Origin of the sequence: Gilliamella sp. GillExp13 (assembly GCF_001690815.1) — a bacterium.
GTDB classification, from domain to species: domain Bacteria; phylum Pseudomonadota; class Gammaproteobacteria; order Enterobacterales; family Orbaceae; genus Gilliamella; species Gilliamella bombi.
In genome coordinates this window covers 26,130-45,028 of sequence record NZ_LZHJ01000101.1, presented here as the reverse complement: position 1 = coordinate 45,028, position 18,899 = coordinate 26,130, and the positions used below count along the sequence as shown (strand labels likewise).

The following is an 18,899-nucleotide window of genomic DNA, read 5'->3' as shown; positions in this document are numbered from 1 at the left end:
TAGAAAATACAAATCCTTTAATCAATTGAATCGTTTCAGCAATAATGAATAAATAAACATTAATTATCAAATAAATTATGACTATTAATAAGTAATTTGTGATCTGGATCTTATTTTTTAATTTGAACTGTTTTAAAATTAACATATTTTTTATGCCTATTAATACCTTAACGGCTTAAGCTACCTCGATAGATCAATCGTCTTGGAATTATTGTTGTGCCCGATTGGTAATTATTGTTATGTAAATAGTTTAAAAACAGTTTTATTGTTACATCGGCAACTTCTTTATGATCTTGCGAAAGTGATATGACTTTACATGGTAAAAAATCTAACAATTCATTATCTCCAAAGGTAGCAATAGTTAAACTCTCAGGTAAGTGCCCAAATTTTCTTAAAATTGCATCAATACTTCCTTGTAATAGCGAAAAAGAAGTAGTAAATATACCATTAGGCAATTCATGACTTTCTAGCCATTGACTAAAGGCTAAATCAGCATCTCGTCGACTATAATTATTTGCATATAAAAAATTAACTTTATTACAATTGTCAAGTTTGATATCTTTAAAACCATCTAAACGAAGTTGACTAACAGATAAGTTTGCTAGGGCTCCTATATAAACTACTGAATCTTGTACAAAGTTATTAAATGCTTGAGCAAGTGATTTAGAATCTTGTTTATCTGCACCTACAATATTTCTAAATTTAGAGATGGATAATATTCGATCAAGTGCAAATAATGGAATCTTTTCGTTTTGCCAGTCATCATAAAAAAAATAATCTTGAGCAGAAACGAACGAAGAAGAAATAATTAAGGCATCTACGCGACGCTGCTGAAGGTGTTTGACACACTCTTTTTCGACTTGTGGATTATCTTCGGAACATGCAATTAGTAATTGATATCCTTCCTTTCTTACCAATTGTTCTAAATAATTAGCTATGCGAGTGTAACTGTTGTTTTCTAAATCAGGAATAATAATGCCTATAGTCCGGGTTTTACCTGCTCTAAGCCCCGCTGCTACCGCATTGGGTTGGTAATTATGTTTTTTCACTATCGACATAACTTTTTCGACTGTTTTATCACTAACGCGGTACTTTTTGGCTTTTCCATTGATCACATAACTGGCCGTCGTCCTTGATACACCAGCTAAAAGTGCTATTTCCTGTAATTTCATTATAATTATCTCAACAAAAATATTGCCAATTATTTAACATGGTTAGAAATAAATAGTAAACAATAATTTTTATTTACTTAATTAAACAATTGTAACTTTTTACTATTAAGATTAATTAATTTCCATTGTATTTGTTAATAGTAAATAGCAATATTTTGATTGTGAATATTTTCAATTTTGACCGGTGTATCAAATATATCTTCTAAAATATTGGCTTTCATAATCTGTTGTGGATTGCCTTGGTATATTAATTCACCATTTTTCATCGCTAAGATGTAATCTGAATATACGGATGCAAAGTTGATATCATGAATAACAATCACAATGGTTTTACCTAGCTCATCGGCTGCGCGGCGCAATTGTTTCATCATGGCAACAGCATGTTTCATATCAAGATTATTGAGTGGTTCATCAAGTAATACATATTTAGTATCTTGACATAACACCATAGCAACATAAGCTCGTTGCCGTTGACCACCAGATAATTCATCTAAAAAGCGGTCTTTATATTCAGTAAGATCTAAAAAATCGAGCGCTCGATAAATATGGTTATAATCATCAGCATTTAAACGCCCTTTGGTATAAGGATAACGCCCAAATCCAACTAGTTCAAAAACAGACAATCTACTGGTAAAACGGTTTTCTTGTCTCAATACTGATAAATAAGTGGCAAGTTTATCACTTGGCGTATTAACAACATCCATATTTTGAATTTTAACTTGTCCTTCATCAGCTAATAGAAGACGACTTATAATTGATAATAGCGTCGATTTCCCCGCCCCATTTGGACCAATAATAGCAGTAATTCCACCTTGTGAAATCGTCGCGTTGACATTTTTTAATACAGATACTGTTTGATAGTTTTTACTAACATTATCAATTTTTATCACTTTGGAACCTTTTTTAATAATAAGAAGATAAACAAAGAACCACCAATGAATTCAATGACAATGGATAATGCACCAACCATATTTAATACTCGCTCTAAGAACATTTGTCCACCGACCAGAAAAATAACACCTAACAAAAAAGCAGTAGGCAATAAAAAACGATGTTGGCTTGATCCACTAATACTATAAGCTAAATTAGTAATTAAAAGCCCCAAAAAAGTGAATGGACCGACTAATGCCGTTGACACTGATACTAAAACTGAAACTAGCAATAATATAATAGTGACACTTTTTTGATAATCGATACCCAAATTGATTGCATTATCCCGACCCAACGCAAGTACATCAAATTTAAATCGCATTTGCCATAAAAATAGACCAACAATAGCTACTATTACTAACGAAAAGATAATCAATATAGGCTCTGCACGTGTAAATGTAGCAAAAATACGACTTTGAAGCACAGCGAATTCAGACGGGGTCATCAAGCGTTGCAATAGATTAGAAAAACTACGGAATAATGTGCCTAAAATAATTCCTATTAATAATACCACATGTAAATTTTTCTTGAGTCTAGTAAACAAACCTCGATATAAAAACAAAGAGAATAAAATTAATAAAAGTGATTCGAATACAAATTTACCAATAATACCAATATAAGGAATACCTTGTGAATCAATACAAAAGATTACAACTGTTTGAATAAGTACAAATAGTGATTCAAATCCCATAATAGAAGGTGTTAATATTCGATTGTTGGTAACTGTTTGAAAAAGCAGTGTTGATGTCGCAGCCGAAAAAGCGACTAAAATCATAGTTAGCATTACCCACGTTCGATGCTTCAAAATATAGCTAATATTGCCTTTAAGGTTGAAAGTCATAAAACATATTATGCAAACTAGAGCAATAATTAACAATAAAAGAACTCTTTTTTGACACAAAATATGGCGTTTTTGATTAACTAACATGACGTTTTCGACTCAACAATATTAAAAAAATAATAGCGCCAACTACGCCAAGAATAACACTTACGGGGATCTCAAAAGGATAGCGAATTACACGCCCAATAATATCGCAAATTAAAACTAATCCACTACCAAACAAACAGATCCATGGCATGGTTTTACGAACATTGTCTCCAAATAATAAACTAACAATATTTGGTACAATCAATCCTAAAAATGGTAAAACTCCAACAACTACAACGACAATACCGCCAATTAATGCAATAACAATAAGCCCTGTAAACATAACACGACGATAGTTAAGCCCTACATTAATAGAAAAATCACGCCCCAAGCCAACTACAGTAAACTGATCCGCACACCAACAAGCAAGTAATGTCAAACCACCCACCAACCATAATAATTCGTAACGGCCTTTTAAAATAGCTGAAAAATCACCTGATTCCCAACCACCAAGTGATTGTAATAAATCAAAATACATGGCAAAAAATGTAGTAATAGCGCTAATAACTGCACCTAACATAATGCCAATAAGAGGTACCATTATTGCTGACTTTAAAATAATCTTTCGAGAAATCGCCATAAATATCATTGTGCCAATCATAGCAAATAGGCTAGCAACAACCATTTTTGTCATAACACTAGCGCCAGGAGCTAAAACCATCATAACTAATAAGCCAAGACTAGCCGATTGAGTAGTGCCAACTAAAGAGGGTTCAACAAATCGATTTTGTGTTAATAATTGCATAATCAAACCTGCAACACTCATGGCGCTACCAGCTAACAATAAGGCAACAGTTCTAGGAATACGGCTTACAAAAAAAATCTCACGCATATTGCTATCTGACCATAAATCAAATAGTGTCACATGCCCTGCACCAATAAATAAACTTATTGCAGTCATGATCAATAAAATGAACATGCCTGCAATAAAATAAAATGGTTTAATCATGTTTTACATTAATGTGCTGGTTCACTTTGCAAAGCGGCATCTATTTGGTCCATCAAATGGCTATAGGTTTGGATACCACCAGCAATATACATGGAAGAAGAATCTAAATAAACGATATGGTTTTGTTGCCATGCCGCAGTTTTTCGGATCAATTCATTGTCAAGTACTTGTTGTGCAGACTGAGCTTCTTTATTACCAATTGCATTATCTCTATCTAACACAAATATCCACTGCGGATTAACACTCAAAATAAATTCAGAGGTAACGGCATTACCATGACGACTAGCTTCTTGGAAAGTGGTTGCAGGCTGAAAACCAAGTACATCAAACACAAAACCAAAACGAGATTTTGAACCATAAGCCGACATTTTACCGCCATTAACCATAATCACAAGTGCTGTGCCAGCCGTAGTTGTCTTAGTTTTCAATTGTTCGATTTTTTGATTAAAATCGACAATAAGTTTCTTAGCTTCATTTTGTTTATTGAAGATTGAGCCTAATTGTTCTGTTCTTTGAGTTAAACTGATTAAAAAGTTATTTGGGTCAATATCTAAAGAAATCGTCGGAGCAATATCATTCAATTTTTTATAAGCATCAGTAGCACGACCTCCAGCAACAATAACATCTGGCTGAATTGAACTTAAAACTTCATAATTAGGCTCAAATAAAGTGCCCACATTAGTGTAGTCTTTGCGCTCATATTTAGATAAAAAAGTTGGATAATGCACATCTGATTGAGGCACTGCTGTCACAGGAATATTTAATGCGTCCATGATATCAAGTGTTGCAGTATTAAAAACAACAACTTTTTTAGGATTTTCAGGCACATCGGTTTCACCTTGAGTATGTTTAATGGTAAGCGTATTTGCAGCAGTTTGCTGTTCTTTTTTATTGTCACATCCAACCAAAACAAGCAAAACAGCAAGTAAAACTAAAAATTTCACTTTGATATATGAATACATTGTAGCTCCTAATTATCAACCAAATAAAAAACAAAAACGATAATTATAATAATTATCATTTACATTATGATTGTAACTAAAAACTTTGCTCTATTCAATGTACTTTAAATGTTTAAAAAACTAATATGTGATAAGAAATAGATTAAATAACTCTGAAATGAACGGATTAAAAAGCTATCGATTTTTATTCGATAGCATAATTAATATTGATAATTAGAGTTGTTTAGTGTGATCAAGGGATAAATCTTTAAGTTTTCTAGTTAAGGTATTTCGCCCCCAGCCTAGCAGATGAGAAGCATCTTGTTTATGGCCTCGAGTAAAATCAAGCGCACTTCTTAATAAGATTCGTTCAACATCATTTATTGCTTCAGTCAAAATTCCTGTTTTACCATTTATTAGAGCTTGTTTTGCCCATTGTTCCAGCAATACTTTCCAATCAACTTCTTGTTGAGAAAAGTGGCTTGTAGGCAATGTGGTATTTTCATTTGTAACCACTGTTTTAGCTGTCGATAATTGCAATAATTCTGGAGGCAAGTCCTGAACTAAAACTTCTTTATTTGAAGACATCACCGTAACCCAGCGACAAATATTTTCAAGTTGACGAACATTACCTGGCCAATTAAAGCGACATAAAACATTTAAAGCTTCAGAACTGAATACTTTACTTTCTACCCCCAATTCTTTGGCGGTTGTATGTAAAAAATGTTCTGATAGTTTTGGTATATCTTCAATTCGATCGCGTAGCGGTGGTAATAAGATACGAATTACATTTAGACGATGAAAAAGATCTTCTCTAAATTTACCCTCATGAACCCTAGCTTGTAAATCTTGATGAGTAGCTGCAATAATACGGACATCTACTTTGACGGGAGAATAACCGCCAATACGATAAAATTGCCCATCGGCAAGCACCCTTAATAATCTGGTTTGAACATCAAGTGGCATATCACCAATTTCATCGAGGAATAATGTACCACCATTCGCCTGTTCAAATCTTCCATGCCTAATTTGAGCCGCTCCAGTAAACGCTCCTTTTTCATGTCCAAAAAGTTCTGACTCAATAAGATCTTTAGGGATGGCTGCCATATTTAGTGCAATAAAAGGGGATTGTGAGCGAGGGCTATGGATATGTAATGCTTTTGCAACTAATTCTTTCCCCGTTCCTGATTCACCATTAATCAATACACTAATTGATGATTTGGAAAGCCTACCAATAATACGAAAAACTTCCTGCATTGAAGGTGCTTCACCAATAATGCCGGTCGATGCTTTACTTGTTGTATTATTATTGGTTTTATTACTTTGAGTTTGTGAAATCGCACGTTCAACCAATTGAATAACTTCGTCCACATCAAAAGGTTTAGGAATATAATCATAAGCACCTTTTTGATAGGCATTTACTGCTGCATCTAGATCGGAATGAGCAGTCATAATAATAACTGGCAAATTCGGCATTTGCTCTTTAATATGATGAAGCAATGTTAAACCATCAAGTCCTGGCATTTTAATATCAGAAATTAGTACAGCTGGTTTTTGTACATATGTATCTAATGCATCAATAACTTGTTGACCACTCTCAAAACTAACACAGTTAAAATGAGCATTAGTTAATGCTTTTTCTAATACCCATCGAATAGAGCTATCATCATCAACAATCCAAACATTCATTTTCGTTTACCTCACTGCCTAATTGGCAAATAGACAGAAAATTGAGTATGCCCAGGCCAACTATTAAATTCAATTTTACCGTGATGTTGATCAACAATATTATTTGCAATCGAAAGTCCAATACCTGTACCTCCTTCATGCCCACTCACCATGGGATAAAACAAAGTATCTTGTATATGAACAGGCACACCAGGCCCAGTATCTTCAATATCAATACGAGCGCACAAACGATAGCGCTGCCCATGTAAAGTAATCTGAAAAGCAGTTCTTGTCCTGATAATAATTGTACCAGCATTGGATCCGATAGCCTGCAAAGCATTACGAACAATATTTAAAATTACCTGTTCTATTTGTTCAGAGTCATGAATAAAATCAGGTAAGCTTGGATCATAATCACGCAGAATTTTAATATTGGTTGTCTTTTCTAAACACAGCAAAGCATAGATACGTTCTATTGCTTGATGAATACTTTGTTCTTTTTGCTGTAATCGTTGCTGTGGGCCTAATAACCTATCCACCAGATTTCTTAACCTATCCGCTTGTTCAATAATAATTTTTGTGTAATCTTGCAATTCATTTTTAGGTAGTTCACGTGATAATAATTGAGCAGCGCCTCGAAGCCCTCCTAGTGGATTTTTAATTTCATGAGCTAGTCCACGAACTAATTCACGAGCTGCACTCTGTTGCGCTTGTTGCAATTGTTCTTGGCTAAGACGTTTATGGCTATTTAATGGAGTCATTTCAATTAAAATCTGTCCATTAACTAATAGTTGAGCGGTCAATGTTAAAATATGTAATTCATTATTGATAACTAAATTGACTTCATTATCTGTAAAACCTTGATTTTGCTCTAATGTACTGAGCATTAAATCTATATCCAAAGAAAAGTATCCCAGCAAATCAGGAAGATAACTTTCTAATAATTTTTTTGAACTTTGTGCTAATAATTGCTGCGCAGCAATATTGGCATACAAAATATTAAGTTTAGTATCAAGTAATAAAATACTTGTAATCATAGAATCGAGAACAAGATTAGCATCAGATTCATTATTAAATGTCATCGTTGGTTTTCCGTCCTGATTAGAAACCACCGCAAATTAACGGTGGTTTGATAGGTTAAATTACTATATAGTTTATAGACTATAGTACATTTCAAACTCAACTGGGTGTGGTGTCATACGTACACGATCAACGTCTTGACGTTTTAAATCAATGTATGCATCAATAGTATCGTTAGTAAATACGTTACCACGTGTTAAGAATTCACGATCTGCATCTAATGCATTAAGTGCTTCTTCAAGTGACCCCGCAACCTGAGGAATTAATTTAGACTCTTCTGGTGGTAAGTCATATAAGTTTTTATCCATGGCATCACCTGGATGAATCTTATTGATAATGCCGTCTAAACCAGCCATTAACTGAGCAGCAAATGCTAAGTATGGGTTAGCTGCTGGATCTGGGAAGCGAACTTCAATACGTCGCGCTTTAGGACTAGTAACAACTGGGATACGAATTGATGCAGAACGGTTACGAGCAGAATATGCAAGCATAACTGGTGCTTCATATCCTGGAACTAGGCGTTTATAAGAGTTAGTTGCAGGATTAGTAAATGCATTAATTGCTTTAGCGTGTTTAATAATACCACCAATATAGAATAATGCCATTTCAGAAAGGCCAGCATATTTGTCACCAGCAAAAAGATTTACGCCATCTTTAGCAAGTGATTGGTGACAGTGCATACCAGAACCGTTATCGCCAAACATAGGCTTTGGCATAAATGTCGCAGTTTTACCGTAAGCATGTGCCACATTTTGTACAACATATTTGTAAATTTGAACTTCATCAGCTTTTTTAGTTAATGTATTGAAACGGCAGGCAATCTCATTTTGGCCAGCTGTTGCAACTTCATGGTGGTGAGCTTCAACCACTAAGCCAAGTTGCTCCATAATTAAGCACATTTCAGAACGGATATCTTGTGATGAATCAACCGGAGGAAGTGGGAAATAACCACCTTTTACACCAGGACGATGGCCTTTATTACCATCTTCATATTTAGTACCTGAGTTCCAAGCAGCTTCAATATCATCGATATGTACAAAGCTACCTGACATTGGTGAACCGAAACGAACATCATCAAATAAGAAAAATTCTGGTTCAGGGCCAAAAATAACTGTATCAGCAATACCTGATGATTTTAAAAATTCTTCGGCACGTTTAGCAATTGAACGTGGGTCACGATCATATCCTTGTAATGTTGCAGGCTCTAAAACATCACAACGGAGATTTAATGTCACATCTTCAAAAAAAGGATCTATAACAGCACTTGATGTATCTGGCATTAGCACCATATCTGATTCATTAATACCTTTCCAACCTGCAATTGATGAACCGTCAAACATCTTACCATCTTCAAAAAAGCTATCATCAATTTGACTAACAGGAATTGTAACGTGTTGCTCCTTACCTTTTGTATCGGTAAAACGTAAATCAACAAACTTAACCTCATTTTCTTTAATTTGTGTTAAAACTTTTAGTATAGACATGTATCTTCTCCATTGAGGACAAATAATAATTGTTCAGTTTTTAAGGTATTCTTACCAAATTGCTATAACGTATGCAAATTTAATGCCAATTTTTTAACGGTACATTCATGAATGTATGTACAATAAATAGTAACATAGATCTTAATTCTGCACCATAATGGTTAGAAAGGCACCAACTTAATGCACCAAAATCATCCATAATACTTTGAATGCCGTTTATTATCTAAATCTACAATATTTACACTTATAGCAATGATAAATTACCAGTCGTAGGCAATCTGCCAGTAATGCGCCCAAAACTATACAGGCAATGGCTCTCGATCACTAGAAACAATTTAATAGAACGTTATCTTATTCCAATCATTTTTAATAGTTTCTTCTGAAATAAATACTACGTCGTAATACATATCATCTTCTGGGTTAATGATCGTTATTTGCTTACAGCCTGTTCCTCAATAACAAATCAATTTAAATTCAGCCATAGCCATTTTTTAGTCAAATACTTTTGAGCGCTACATATTTCCCTTCTATTTTATAAATGCCTTTAATCGTTTTTGTTTACCCATGATCATCAATATCACAACGTCCATATTGAAAATAACTTGGCGTGGTATAATCACGACAAGTTAACTTTGCATCAAAATTAAAAAGGGACGAAAAAATCAGCATGTTTTATTTTTATATCTCAATCTCTAATTTTTTATCTGATCAATATAATCATTGAATTCTATTAATGTATTAGATCTGTCAGGAAATAATATCGACAAACAGTAAATTTAACTGTTTTTGTTGAAACACAAAATAATTTGTGCGAAAGATATTTTCAGTCATTAAATCTTCATCAAACGATTAAAATAACGATAAGAATAATAAAGATTAATTGCCTTAAATACATCTTGATTTGTGTCATATCCATTTATTATTAACCAAGCAAGAGAACTTTGTATGTTCAGCATCAACAGGAAAAATAATGACAAATACAATATATACCAAAAAAATAAATTGTTTCAATCTCATTAACCTATCCCTTAAAATTAAATAAATATTATTTATAAAATTGCAAGATTTTCTTATTGGTGCTGTATTTCAGTGCATAATATCGCTATAATCACTCCTTATATTGAAGAAACTAGGTAATTATACAAGTATGGACTTTATAACACTCGAAATTCTACCTTTTGTAAAAAATCATCTTTTACTGTCCCTAGGTTGGATTGTACTATTTGTCGCAATCATTGTACTAACCATTAAAGGCAAACTATCTAAAGTTAAAGTTATCAATAATGCCCAAGCAATCCATATGGTAAATAAACAAGAAGCAGTTATTATTGATATTCGCACTGCTGATAGTTTCAAAAAAGGACATATAACAGATTCTCATAACATTTTGCCTACCGATATTAAAAATGCAAGTGCAAAAACAATTGAAAAGTTTAAAGAAAATATCATTATTTTAATTGATGAGAATGGTTTATCATCAACAGGTATAGGTGAAATACTTGTTAAACAAGGTTTTTCAAATGTCTTTGTATTAAAAGACGGTATTGCTGGATGGAACGGCGAGAATTTACCATTAGTTAGAAAATAATATTATAAAAAATAAGGTTTTATCATGACAGAACAAAACAATACACAACAACCAGAAACACAGTTTGCTATTCAACGTATTTATACTAAAGATGTTTCATTTGAAACTAATAATGTTCCAGAAATTTTTACTAAACAATGGCAACCAGAACTGAATCTTGAATTAAATTCATCTTCGCAAGTTTTAAGTGAAAATGTATATGAAGTTGTACTTCGCGTCACTGTAACAGTAAAACAACAAAACGAAGTTGTGTATATCTGTGAAGTTACTCAAGCGGGTATTTTCTCACTTGTTGGATTTGACGAAGGCCAAATTCAACATTGTGTTGGTGCTTATTGTCCAAATATTTTGTTCCCTTATGCTCGTGAAGTAATTTCAAGTTTAGTAAATAAAGGTACATTCCCACAAGTGAATTTAGAACCAGTAAATTTTGAAGCACTATTTATGAACTATATTCAGCAACAACAAGCTGAAGCTGAATCAAAAGAAACACTACAATAGTCATTGTATTACAATTAACTGATAATAAATTTATTAGATGATTATGAAAAAAGATGCTGCAGTAACAGTAATTGGCGCTGGATCTTATGGAACCTCTTTAGCTATTTTGCTGGCTCGGAATGGTCACTCAACTTTATTATGGGGGCACAATCCTGATAAAATGACCATTTTGCAGCATGATAGACAAAATAAACAGTTTCTACCGAATATTCCTTTCCCAGATCTGTTACAAATTGAAACTGATTTAAAAATGGCAGTTTCAGCAGCACCAATTTTACTTATTGTGGTGCCAAGTCATGCTTTTGCAAGTATTTTGACTCAAATCAAACCTTTTTTACGCCAAGATACAAAAATTGTCTGGGCTACAAAAGGACTTGAAGTTAATACTGGCCGATTATTACAAGATGTTGCAAAGGAAATTTTGGGCAATCAGATTCCATTAGCGGTCATTTCTGGCCCAACTTTTGCTAAAGAAGTCGCATCTGGATTACCAACAGCAGTAACTGTAGCATCAACTAATGAGCATTTTTTAAATCAACTGCAAACTTTGTTTCATTGTAGCAAAAGCTTCCGAGTCTATAGCTGCAAAGATTTTATTGGAGTGCAACTTGGTGGTGCAATTAAAAATGTTATCGCTATTGGTGCTGGATTATCTGATGGTCTTGGCTTTGGCGCCAATGCTAGAACAGCGCTAATTACACGTGGACTTGCCGAAATGATGCGTTTAGGTGCAGTATTGGGGGCAGATCCAGCAACCTTTATGGGAATGGCTGGATTAGGTGATTTGGTTTTAACATGTACCGATGATCAATCCCGTAATCGTCGTTTTGGAATGTTACTTGGCCAAAATAAATCCATTCAAGAAGCTCAAGATGCTATTGGCCAAGTTGTTGAAGGTCGCAATAATACAAAAGAAGTCTGGTTATTAGCTCAAAAATATCATGTAGATATGCCAATCACTGAACAAATTTATCAAGTTATTTATGAAAATAAAGATCCAAAACAAGCAGCGGTGGCATTACTTAGGCGTTCAAAAAAAGAAGAACTAAAAAGTTAATTTTTATACTCAAACACCTAGTTACCTGAAACTTTTTGACACGAAATTATACTAACTTGATATCTGAGTATTATAAAAACGTACCAATTCCTTTTTCTTTTGCTTTAAGATAAATATCGTAGCCAATATACACGTCTAATACAGCTGTACCAACAGTTTTAAACAGCGTAATTTGCTGTTCATTTAGACGGCATTGGGTTGGATCTATCACTAAATCTCCTAACTCTAAAAAATCATCTTCTGATACCAATTGTTGTTTAATTGGATCAATAATATCGCCTGCTTCAGCAAATACACCTTCTTTAGTATCAACTACACGAATATTCGCCTTTTCAACAATACATTCTGGAATTTCATGCATTTCTGGTGTATAAGCACCCACTCCATTAACGTGCGTGCCAGGTTTTACTTTTTCGCCATTAAATGTCACAACTTTTGAGGTTGTAACCGAAGTAATAATATCAGCCTGACTAATGTCATCATCCAAATTTTTTGAAAAATAAAAATTAGTAGAAAAATGAGCAAAACGATGTTTCATCTCTTCTGTAAATTGTTCCGCTTTTTGTGTATCAATATCAAAAATAGCGACATCAGTAAGTGAACGAACAGTTAACATTGCCTCTAATTGAGATACAGCTTGCCCACCAGTACCTATCAACACTCCTCGACTAGCATTTTTACGCGCCAGCAAATCGGTTGCTGCACCTTGAACGGCTCCTGTACGAAGCTGAGTGACAAAAGTGCCATCTAACATAGCACAGACTTCACCTGTTTGCGGGTCTAACATTAAAACTTGAGCAGGTACTGATGGTTTACCCAATTTAGGATTGTCAGGAAATACCGAAACAATTTTTATACCCACAATGTCGCTACCTTTAAGATGTGCGGGCATAAACAAGCATTGTCCCTTTTGCATATCAAAATTTATTCGTAACGGCACATCACTGTTTCCTTGGCTATAGATTTTCAAAGCTTGTTTATCTGCAGCTATTGCATCTTTCATTGTATAAAATCTTTCAATATCATTGGCCGTTAAAATAAGCATTTTTATTCCTTATTGATTTTCTATATTTTCTGAACTTTAGTATCTATTATTTATTTTTTAGATCAAGATTTATTGTCAATTAAACCATAAAAAACTGTTTTATATAACAAAAACTTCAGTTCTTGTATATCCACTATATTTTCACTATTATTACAATGTGTAATTTTGCACGATATTTGAGAATATCAGATGTTATTTAAAATATTAAAATTTTCCTTAAAGATCCTATTCCATGTAAGAATTAATGGCGATTTAGAAAATTTAAAACAAGATAGACTTCTTATTACACCTAACCATGTATCGTTCCTTGATGGTATTCTAATTGGCGTATTTTTACCCGTAAGACCAGTCTTTGCTATTTATTCGGGTTATATTAATCATTGGTTAGTCCGCTTAGCAAAGCGTTATGTTGATTTTGTGCCAATGGACCCGCTTAGTCCAATGGCAATAAAGCGATTAGTTCGCGAAGTTGAAAAAGGCCGCCCGATAGTCATATTCCCTGAAGGAAGAATTACTATAACTGGCTCATTAATGAAAATTTATGATGGCGCTGCTTTTGTTGCTGCTCGCTCTCAAGCCACCATTGTACCAGTGTGGATCGAAGGTGCTGAATTTACTTTAACTAGTCGTTTAAAAGGTTTATTTAAACGTCGTTTATTCCCTAAAATAACCATTCATGTACTTAACCCTACATCTATTCCAATGCCCGATGCGCCTAAAGCTAGTGAAAGGCGTTATATTGCAGGTGAAAAACTTCATCAAATTATGATGAACGCACGCATGGCAAGTCGTCCAAAGTTAACGCTGTTTGAAGCATTATTAGAAGCACAAGTTCGCTATGGCGTGAAATCAAGAATGGTACAAGACCCAACAACTCAAGAAGCATCTTATCGCAGTTTATTAAAACAAATTATAGGTGTTAGTTGTATTATTGCCAAAATTACTAAAAATAAAGAGCGAGTTGGTGTTTTATTACCCAATGCAACCATTACTGTTGCAACTATTTTTGGTTTGTCCGTAAAAAATCGAATTCCAGCAATGCTTAACTATACTGCGGGAACAAAAGGCTTAAACTGTGCCATTACTGCTGCTGAAATCAAAACGATTATTACTTCACGCAAATTTATTAGAAAAGGTAAACTTGATTATCTACTTGAAGAAATCAAAGACGTTAAGTGGTGTTTTCTTGAAGATTTGCGTAAAAACTTAACTTTAAAAGATAAGCTTTATGTTGCAGTGCATCAATATATTCCACGCTTAATTAAATACCAACAATCAAGCGATGACGAAGCACTAGTACTGTTTACCTCTGGTTCAGAGGGAAACCCTAAAGGTGTTGCTCATAGTCATGGAAGCCTACTTGCTAATGTTGAACAAATTCGAACGGTTATAGATCCAACCCCTGCAGATCGCTTCATGTCGGCTCTACCATTATTCCATGCTTTTGGTATTACAGCAGGATTATTTTTACCGCTATTTTCAGGTAGCCGTACATTTTTATATCCAAATCCATTACATTACCGTATGGTCCCTGAAATTATTTATGACCAAAATTGTACGGTTTTATTTGGTACGCCAACTTTCTTGGCAAACTATGCCCGTTATGCGCACCCATATGATTTTATGCGTTTACGCTATGTTGTTGCAGGTGCCGAAAAATTATCAGATGCAGTACGAGAACAATGGAAAGATAAATATGGTATTCGTATTTTAGAAGGCTATGGCGTTACCGAATGTGCACCTGTTGTAGCGCTTAATGTTCCTATGGCATTTAAAGCTGGTACTGTAGGGCGATTACTTCCAGGCATGGTATCAAGATTAATTCACATTCCAGGCATTAGCGATGGCGGCCAATTGCAAGTCAAAGGACCTAATGTGATGAAAGGCTATTTACGGGTGGAAAATCCCGGCAAACTTGAAGAACCAGTAGCAGCTGATGAAAATGGACAAGCCGAAAAAGGTTGGTATGATACCGGCGATATCGTTGCTATTGATAGTGAGGGGTTTGTGACAATTAAAGGACGCTTGAAACGATTTGCAAAAATCGCCGGTGAAATGGTTTCATTAGAAAGTGTTGAATCCTTAGCAAAAAAAGTTGACTCTGATGCAATGCACGGTGCAACAGTCAAAGCCGATGCAGCTAAAGGGGAAGCAATTGTCTTATTTACTACCTCAACAAAATTAAATCGAGAGCAACTTAATCAAGCATCTCAAGAATTGGGCATTCCAGCATTAGCCGTTCCTCGTGATATTCGTATAGTAAAAGAGTTACCACTACTAGGTACAGGTAAAATTGATTTTATTACTTTACGAAAAATGGCTGACGAATAAACTAAAGGATGTCACATGAAACAACATTCTCTATTAAGCAAAGGCATGGTTGCAACCATGCTTGCGCAGTTTTTTTCAGCATTTGCTGATAATGCAATCTTTTTTGCTATTTTAGCTTTCATTAAGAATTTACATTATCCAACATGGAGCCAATCGGTATTACAAATTAGTTTTGTCGCACCGTTTATCATACTTTCACCTTTTGTGGGGCAATTTGCTGACAGCATGTCAAAAGGCAAAGCAATGATGATTTCAAATAGCATCAAATTATTAGGTGCAGGTTGTATTTGTTTAAATATAAGTCCTTTTGTTGGTTACTTTTTAGTTGGTATAGGTGCTGCGGCCTACTCTCCCGCTAAATATGGAATTTTAGGCGAACTAACTACAGGTGATAATTTAGTTAAAGCAAATGGGTTAATAGAAGCATCAACCATTGCCGCCATTTTACTTGGTTCGCTAGCTGGTGGTCATATTGCCGATCTTAATGTGAGCGCTTCCTTACTTGTGTGCGTGTTAGTGTATGGGCTAGCTGTTATTGCTAATTTTTTTATTCCTAAATTACCTGCTGCACGGCAAAATATTTCATGGCAATTTATCAATATGGTAAACGATTTTACTAATACATTAGAAATCATATGCAATAATAAACGTGTTTTATTTACACTATTGGGTACCAGTTTATTTTGGGGAGCTGGTATTACTTTACGTTTTCTATTAATTAGTTGGGTTCCAGCTATCTTAAATATTCATGACAACGCAACACCAACAAACCTTAATGCAATCGTTGCTATCGGTATTGTTATTGGCGCAGGTCTAGCTAGTACATTTATTAATATTAACAACACATTACGTTGTATTCCAGCAGGAATAATGATGGGAATAGCTGTAATCGCTTTTACATTACAAAGCCATATCATTTCATCTTATATACTACTTATTGTTATTGGTGCATTAGGTGGGTTCTTTTTAGTGCCATTAAATGCCTTTATTCAAAAAATAGGTAAAGAGTTAGTTGGTGCTGGTAGTGTTATTTCAGTGCAAAATTTAAGCGAATATACTGCAATGATGGTAATGTTAGGATTTTATACGTTAGCCGTTGCTTTAAATTTATCGGTTACTGCTATCGGTGTTGGTTTTGGGAGCTTATTTGCTTTAGTTATATTTTTATTATGGTTAGGGTTAAAAAATAATGAATCACATTAATCTATCAGCGATGCTAACAGAAAGTCGTAATCCTAATAGCGAAAAAATAGATAACTGTTCAACATTAGAAATGCTACAAATCATCAATAATGAAGATAAAAAAGTCGCATTGGCTATTGAAAAAGAATTACCCAATATCGCAAAAGCCGTTGATGCGATTAGTTTAGCATTCTCAAATCAAGGTAGACTAATCTATATAGGTGCTGGCACTTCAGGCCGATTAGGTATTTTAGATGCAAGTGAATGTCCACCAACTTATGGCACTTCACCAGAACAAGTTATTGGCTTAATTGCTGGAGGCAAAACAGCCATTTTTAAGGCGGTTGAAAACGCCGAGGATAACCCAGAATTGGCAATTACTGACTTAAAAAACATTAATTTTAGCTCAAATGACGTTTTAGTTGGCATTGCCGCTAGTGGGCGCACACCTTATGTAATAGGTGCTATGCAATATTCTAAATCAATTGGAGCAACAGTGATTAGCTTATGCTGTAACCCATTAGCTCCAATGATTAATTTAGCCAATATTGCTATTACACCAATCGTTGGTGCAGAAGTAATTACTGGCTCATCCAGAATGAAAGCGGGCACAGCACAAAAATTAGTCCTCAACATGTTAACCACTGCCAGCATGATAAAAATCGGCAAAGTCTATAGTAATTTGATGGTTGACGTACAAGCTACCAACGCCAAACTTGTTGAACGGCAAATATCCATTGTTATGCAGGCTACCGATTGCACTCGAGAAAAAGCCATTACCGCATTAACCGAAAGTAATAAGCATTGTAAAACTGCTATTTTGATGATTCTTTCAGGTTTAAATGCAGAGCAAGCCAGAGTGAGACTAAAAAAAGAAAATGGTTTTATTCGTCAAACACTGTAAGATAGACTAAATTTACTTTAATAAACAATAAAAAATTAAGTTTTTTATTAAAATGTGATGCTCACATAATTTTTAACTTATTTTTTTCTGTAAAATAACTAGATATTTTTATTTTATATATTATGCAATTAATATAAAAAATTAGGAGGTCGTTATATGGTTGGAATCATCCTAGCAACTCATGGTGAGTTTGCGGAAGGTATTCTACAATCAGGATCGATGATATTTGGAGAGCAAGAAAATGTTAAAGCTGTTACCTTGCACCCAAGTGATAGTCCTGAAAGTTTAAAAGAACGAATGCTTGAAGCGATTGCGACATTTGCTAATCAAGAAGAAGTCCTGTTTTTAGTAGATTTATGGGGAGGAACACCATTTAATCAAGCTAACAATTTATGTGGTGAACATAGTAATTGGGCTATTGTTGCTGGTTTAAATTTACCAATGTTAATTGAAGCCTATTCATCTCGTTTCTCAATGGAAACGGCGAAAGAAATTGCTACCGCAATTATTGAACCAAGCAAAGAAGGTGTTCGAACAACAGTCGAAATACCAATACAATCTTCTACTTCTACTAAAAACGCAAATACTATCCCCGAAGGAACAGTACTTGGAGATGGTAAAATGAAAATTGTGTTAGCTCGTGTTGACTCACGCCTATTACATGGGCAAGTGGCGACAGCATGGACAAAATCAACCAATCCGAACCGGATTATTGTTGTTTCTGACTCGGTTGCAAAAGATGAATTAAGAAAAAAACTCATCCAAGAAGCAGCGCCTCCTGGTGTAAAAGCAAATGTAGTTCCAGTTAAAAAAATTATTGAAGTTTCACGCGATCCTCGTTTTGGTAATACCAAAGCGCTACTTCTATTTGAAAATCCACAAGATGTGCTACGAACCATAGAGGGCGGTGTTGATATCAATGAACTTAATATTGGTTCAATGGCCCATTCCGTAGGAAAGGTTATGGTTAATAAAGTGCTGTCAATGAATGCTGATGATGTTGATACATTTGAAAAATTAAAAACAAAAAATGTGAAATTTGATGTTCGCAAAGTACCTAATGACTCTAGCAGTAATATGGACGAATTATTGAAAAAAGCGAAAGAAGAATTGGCGCAACAAAAGAATTAGTTTATTTA

Annotated in this window: 15 protein-coding genes and 2 pseudogenes; 8 read left to right on the top strand and 9 right to left on the bottom strand. The window is 34.4% G+C overall.

The features are described 5' to 3' along the window. Positions 1–167 precede the first annotated feature (167 nt). The 8 genes from cra to glnA all read right to left on the bottom strand — a co-directional run bounded on the left by cra (position 168) and on the right by glnA (position 9,152). On the bottom strand, positions 168–1,172 hold the full coding sequence (gene cra / locus A9G37_RS07020; protein ID WP_034912587.1) for a catabolite repressor/activator: 1,005 nt from the start codon (positions 1,170–1,172) through the stop codon (positions 168–170). A gap of 134 nt (positions 1,173–1,306) precedes the next feature. Next, entirely contained in the window at positions 1,307–2,062 is a 756-nt protein-coding gene (locus A9G37_RS07015; protein ID WP_065575048.1) for an iron ABC transporter ATP-binding protein, read from the bottom strand. Then, positions 2,059–3,030, bottom strand: coding sequence for an iron chelate uptake ABC transporter family permease subunit (locus tag A9G37_RS07010; protein WP_034912578.1), 972 nt, complete (start codon positions 3,028–3,030; stop codon positions 2,059–2,061). Before A9G37_RS07010 ends, A9G37_RS07015 begins: the two co-directional genes overlap by 4 nt. Then, the gene (locus A9G37_RS07005) at positions 3,020–3,976 is read right to left on the bottom strand and encodes an ABC transporter permease (RefSeq protein WP_065575066.1); all 957 of its coding nucleotides are present in this window, start codon (positions 3,974–3,976) and stop codon (positions 3,020–3,022) included. Before A9G37_RS07005 ends, A9G37_RS07010 begins: the two co-directional genes overlap by 11 nt. Before the next feature lie 11 nt (positions 3,977–3,987). Continuing rightward, positions 3,988–4,941, bottom strand: coding sequence for a siderophore ABC transporter substrate-binding protein (locus tag A9G37_RS07000; protein WP_141671112.1), 954 nt, complete (start codon positions 4,939–4,941; stop codon positions 3,988–3,990). A 213-nt stretch (positions 4,942–5,154) separates the two neighbouring features. Further along, positions 5,155–6,609: a nitrogen regulation protein NR(I) gene (glnG, locus tag A9G37_RS06995; protein WP_034912575.1), complete on the bottom strand. Its 1,455-nt coding sequence runs from the start codon at positions 6,607–6,609 to the stop codon at positions 5,155–5,157. An 11-nt stretch (positions 6,610–6,620) separates the two neighbouring features. Continuing rightward, a complete protein-coding gene (gene glnL / locus A9G37_RS06990; RefSeq protein ID WP_034912566.1) occupies positions 6,621–7,670 on the bottom strand; it encodes a nitrogen regulation protein NR(II) in 1,050 nt (349 codons plus the stop codon). 72 nt (positions 7,671–7,742) lie between these two features. After that, the gene (gene glnA / locus A9G37_RS06985) at positions 7,743–9,152 is read right to left on the bottom strand and encodes a glutamate--ammonia ligase (protein WP_034912563.1); all 1,410 of its coding nucleotides are present in this window, start codon (positions 9,150–9,152) and stop codon (positions 7,743–7,745) included. Positions 9,153–10,299: 1,147 nt separating this feature from the next. On the opposite strand from glnA, the gene A9G37_RS06980 reads away from it, so the two are divergent. The 3 genes from A9G37_RS06980 to gpsA are packed head-to-tail and all read left to right on the top strand — an operon-like array spanning position 10,300 to position 12,298. Next, on the top strand, positions 10,300–10,740 hold the full coding sequence (locus tag A9G37_RS06980; protein WP_065575047.1) for a rhodanese-like domain-containing protein: 441 nt from the start codon (positions 10,300–10,302) through the stop codon (positions 10,738–10,740). A 24-nt stretch (positions 10,741–10,764) separates the two neighbouring features. Beyond that, positions 10,765–11,241, top strand: a complete 477-nt coding sequence (secB, locus tag A9G37_RS06975) for a protein-export chaperone SecB (RefSeq protein ID WP_065575046.1) — start codon at positions 10,765–10,767, stop codon at positions 11,239–11,241. 40 nt (positions 11,242–11,281) lie between these two features. Then, complete coding sequence (gpsA, locus tag A9G37_RS06970; RefSeq protein WP_442903142.1) at positions 11,282–12,298, top strand: NAD(P)H-dependent glycerol-3-phosphate dehydrogenase; 1,017 nt, start codon at positions 11,282–11,284, stop codon at positions 12,296–12,298. Positions 12,299–12,368: 70 nt separating this feature from the next. On the opposite strand, the gene A9G37_RS06965 is transcribed toward gpsA, so the two are convergent. Then, entirely contained in the window at positions 12,369–13,343 is a 975-nt protein-coding gene (locus A9G37_RS06965) for an ornithine cyclodeaminase (RefSeq protein WP_034913700.1), read from the bottom strand. 189 nt (positions 13,344–13,532) lie between these two features. Here A9G37_RS06965 and aas point away from each other — a divergent pair, with 189 nt between their 5' ends. From aas to A9G37_RS13595, 5 genes and pseudogenes are all read left to right on the top strand, one after another. Next, on the top strand, positions 13,533–15,674 hold the full coding sequence (gene aas / locus A9G37_RS06960) for a bifunctional acyl-ACP--phospholipid O-acyltransferase/long-chain-fatty-acid--ACP ligase (protein WP_034913703.1): 2,142 nt from the start codon (positions 13,533–13,535) through the stop codon (positions 15,672–15,674). 15 nt (positions 15,675–15,689) lie between these two features. Then, complete coding sequence (lplT, locus tag A9G37_RS06955) at positions 15,690–16,877, top strand: lysophospholipid transporter LplT (protein ID WP_034913708.1); 1,188 nt, start codon at positions 15,690–15,692, stop codon at positions 16,875–16,877. Then, positions 16,864–17,760, top strand: a complete 897-nt coding sequence (gene murQ, locus A9G37_RS06950; RefSeq protein WP_034913711.1) for an N-acetylmuramic acid 6-phosphate etherase — start codon at positions 16,864–16,866, stop codon at positions 17,758–17,760. Before lplT ends, murQ begins: the two co-directional genes overlap by 14 nt. A 156-nt stretch (positions 17,761–17,916) precedes the next feature. Beyond that, positions 17,917–18,298, top strand: a pseudogene (locus tag A9G37_RS13600) (PTS sugar transporter subunit IIA); the annotation flags it as partial. A gap of 56 nt (positions 18,299–18,354) precedes the next feature. Further along, positions 18,355–18,891 (top strand): annotated as a pseudogene (locus A9G37_RS13595) (PTS system mannose/fructose/N-acetylgalactosamine-transporter subunit IIB); the annotation flags it as partial. Positions 18,892–18,899 lie beyond the last annotated feature (8 nt).

Coding starts and splice junctions, on each gene's coding strand:
- glnG (WP_034912575.1), bottom strand. CDS start 6,609: ATGAATGTTTGGATTGTTGATGATGATAGCTCTATTCGATGGGTATTA.
- A9G37_RS06965 (WP_034913700.1), bottom strand. CDS start 13,343: ATGCTTATTTTAACGGCCAATGATATTGAAAGATTTTATACAATGAAA.
- A9G37_RS06980 (WP_065575047.1), top strand. CDS start 10,300: ATGGACTTTATAACACTCGAAATTCTACCTTTTGTAAAAAATCATCTT.
- lplT (WP_034913708.1), top strand. CDS start 15,690: ATGAAACAACATTCTCTATTAAGCAAAGGCATGGTTGCAACCATGCTT.
- aas (WP_034913703.1), top strand. CDS start 13,533: ATGTTATTTAAAATATTAAAATTTTCCTTAAAGATCCTATTCCATGTA.
- glnA (WP_034912563.1), bottom strand. CDS start 9,152: ATGTCTATACTAAAAGTTTTAACACAAATTAAAGAAAATGAGGTTAAG.
- murQ (WP_034913711.1), top strand. CDS start 16,864: ATGAATCACATTAATCTATCAGCGATGCTAACAGAAAGTCGTAATCCT.
- cra (WP_034912587.1), bottom strand. CDS start 1,172: ATGAAATTACAGGAAATAGCACTTTTAGCTGGTGTATCAAGGACGACG.
- A9G37_RS07010 (WP_034912578.1), bottom strand. CDS start 3,030: ATGTTAGTTAATCAAAAACGCCATATTTTGTGTCAAAAAAGAGTTCTT.
- A9G37_RS07000 (WP_141671112.1), bottom strand. CDS start 4,941: ATGTATTCATATATCAAAGTGAAATTTTTAGTTTTACTTGCTGTTTTG.
- glnL (WP_034912566.1), bottom strand. CDS start 7,670: ATGACATTTAATAATGAATCTGATGCTAATCTTGTTCTCGATTCTATG.
- secB (WP_065575046.1), top strand. CDS start 10,765: ATGACAGAACAAAACAATACACAACAACCAGAAACACAGTTTGCTATT.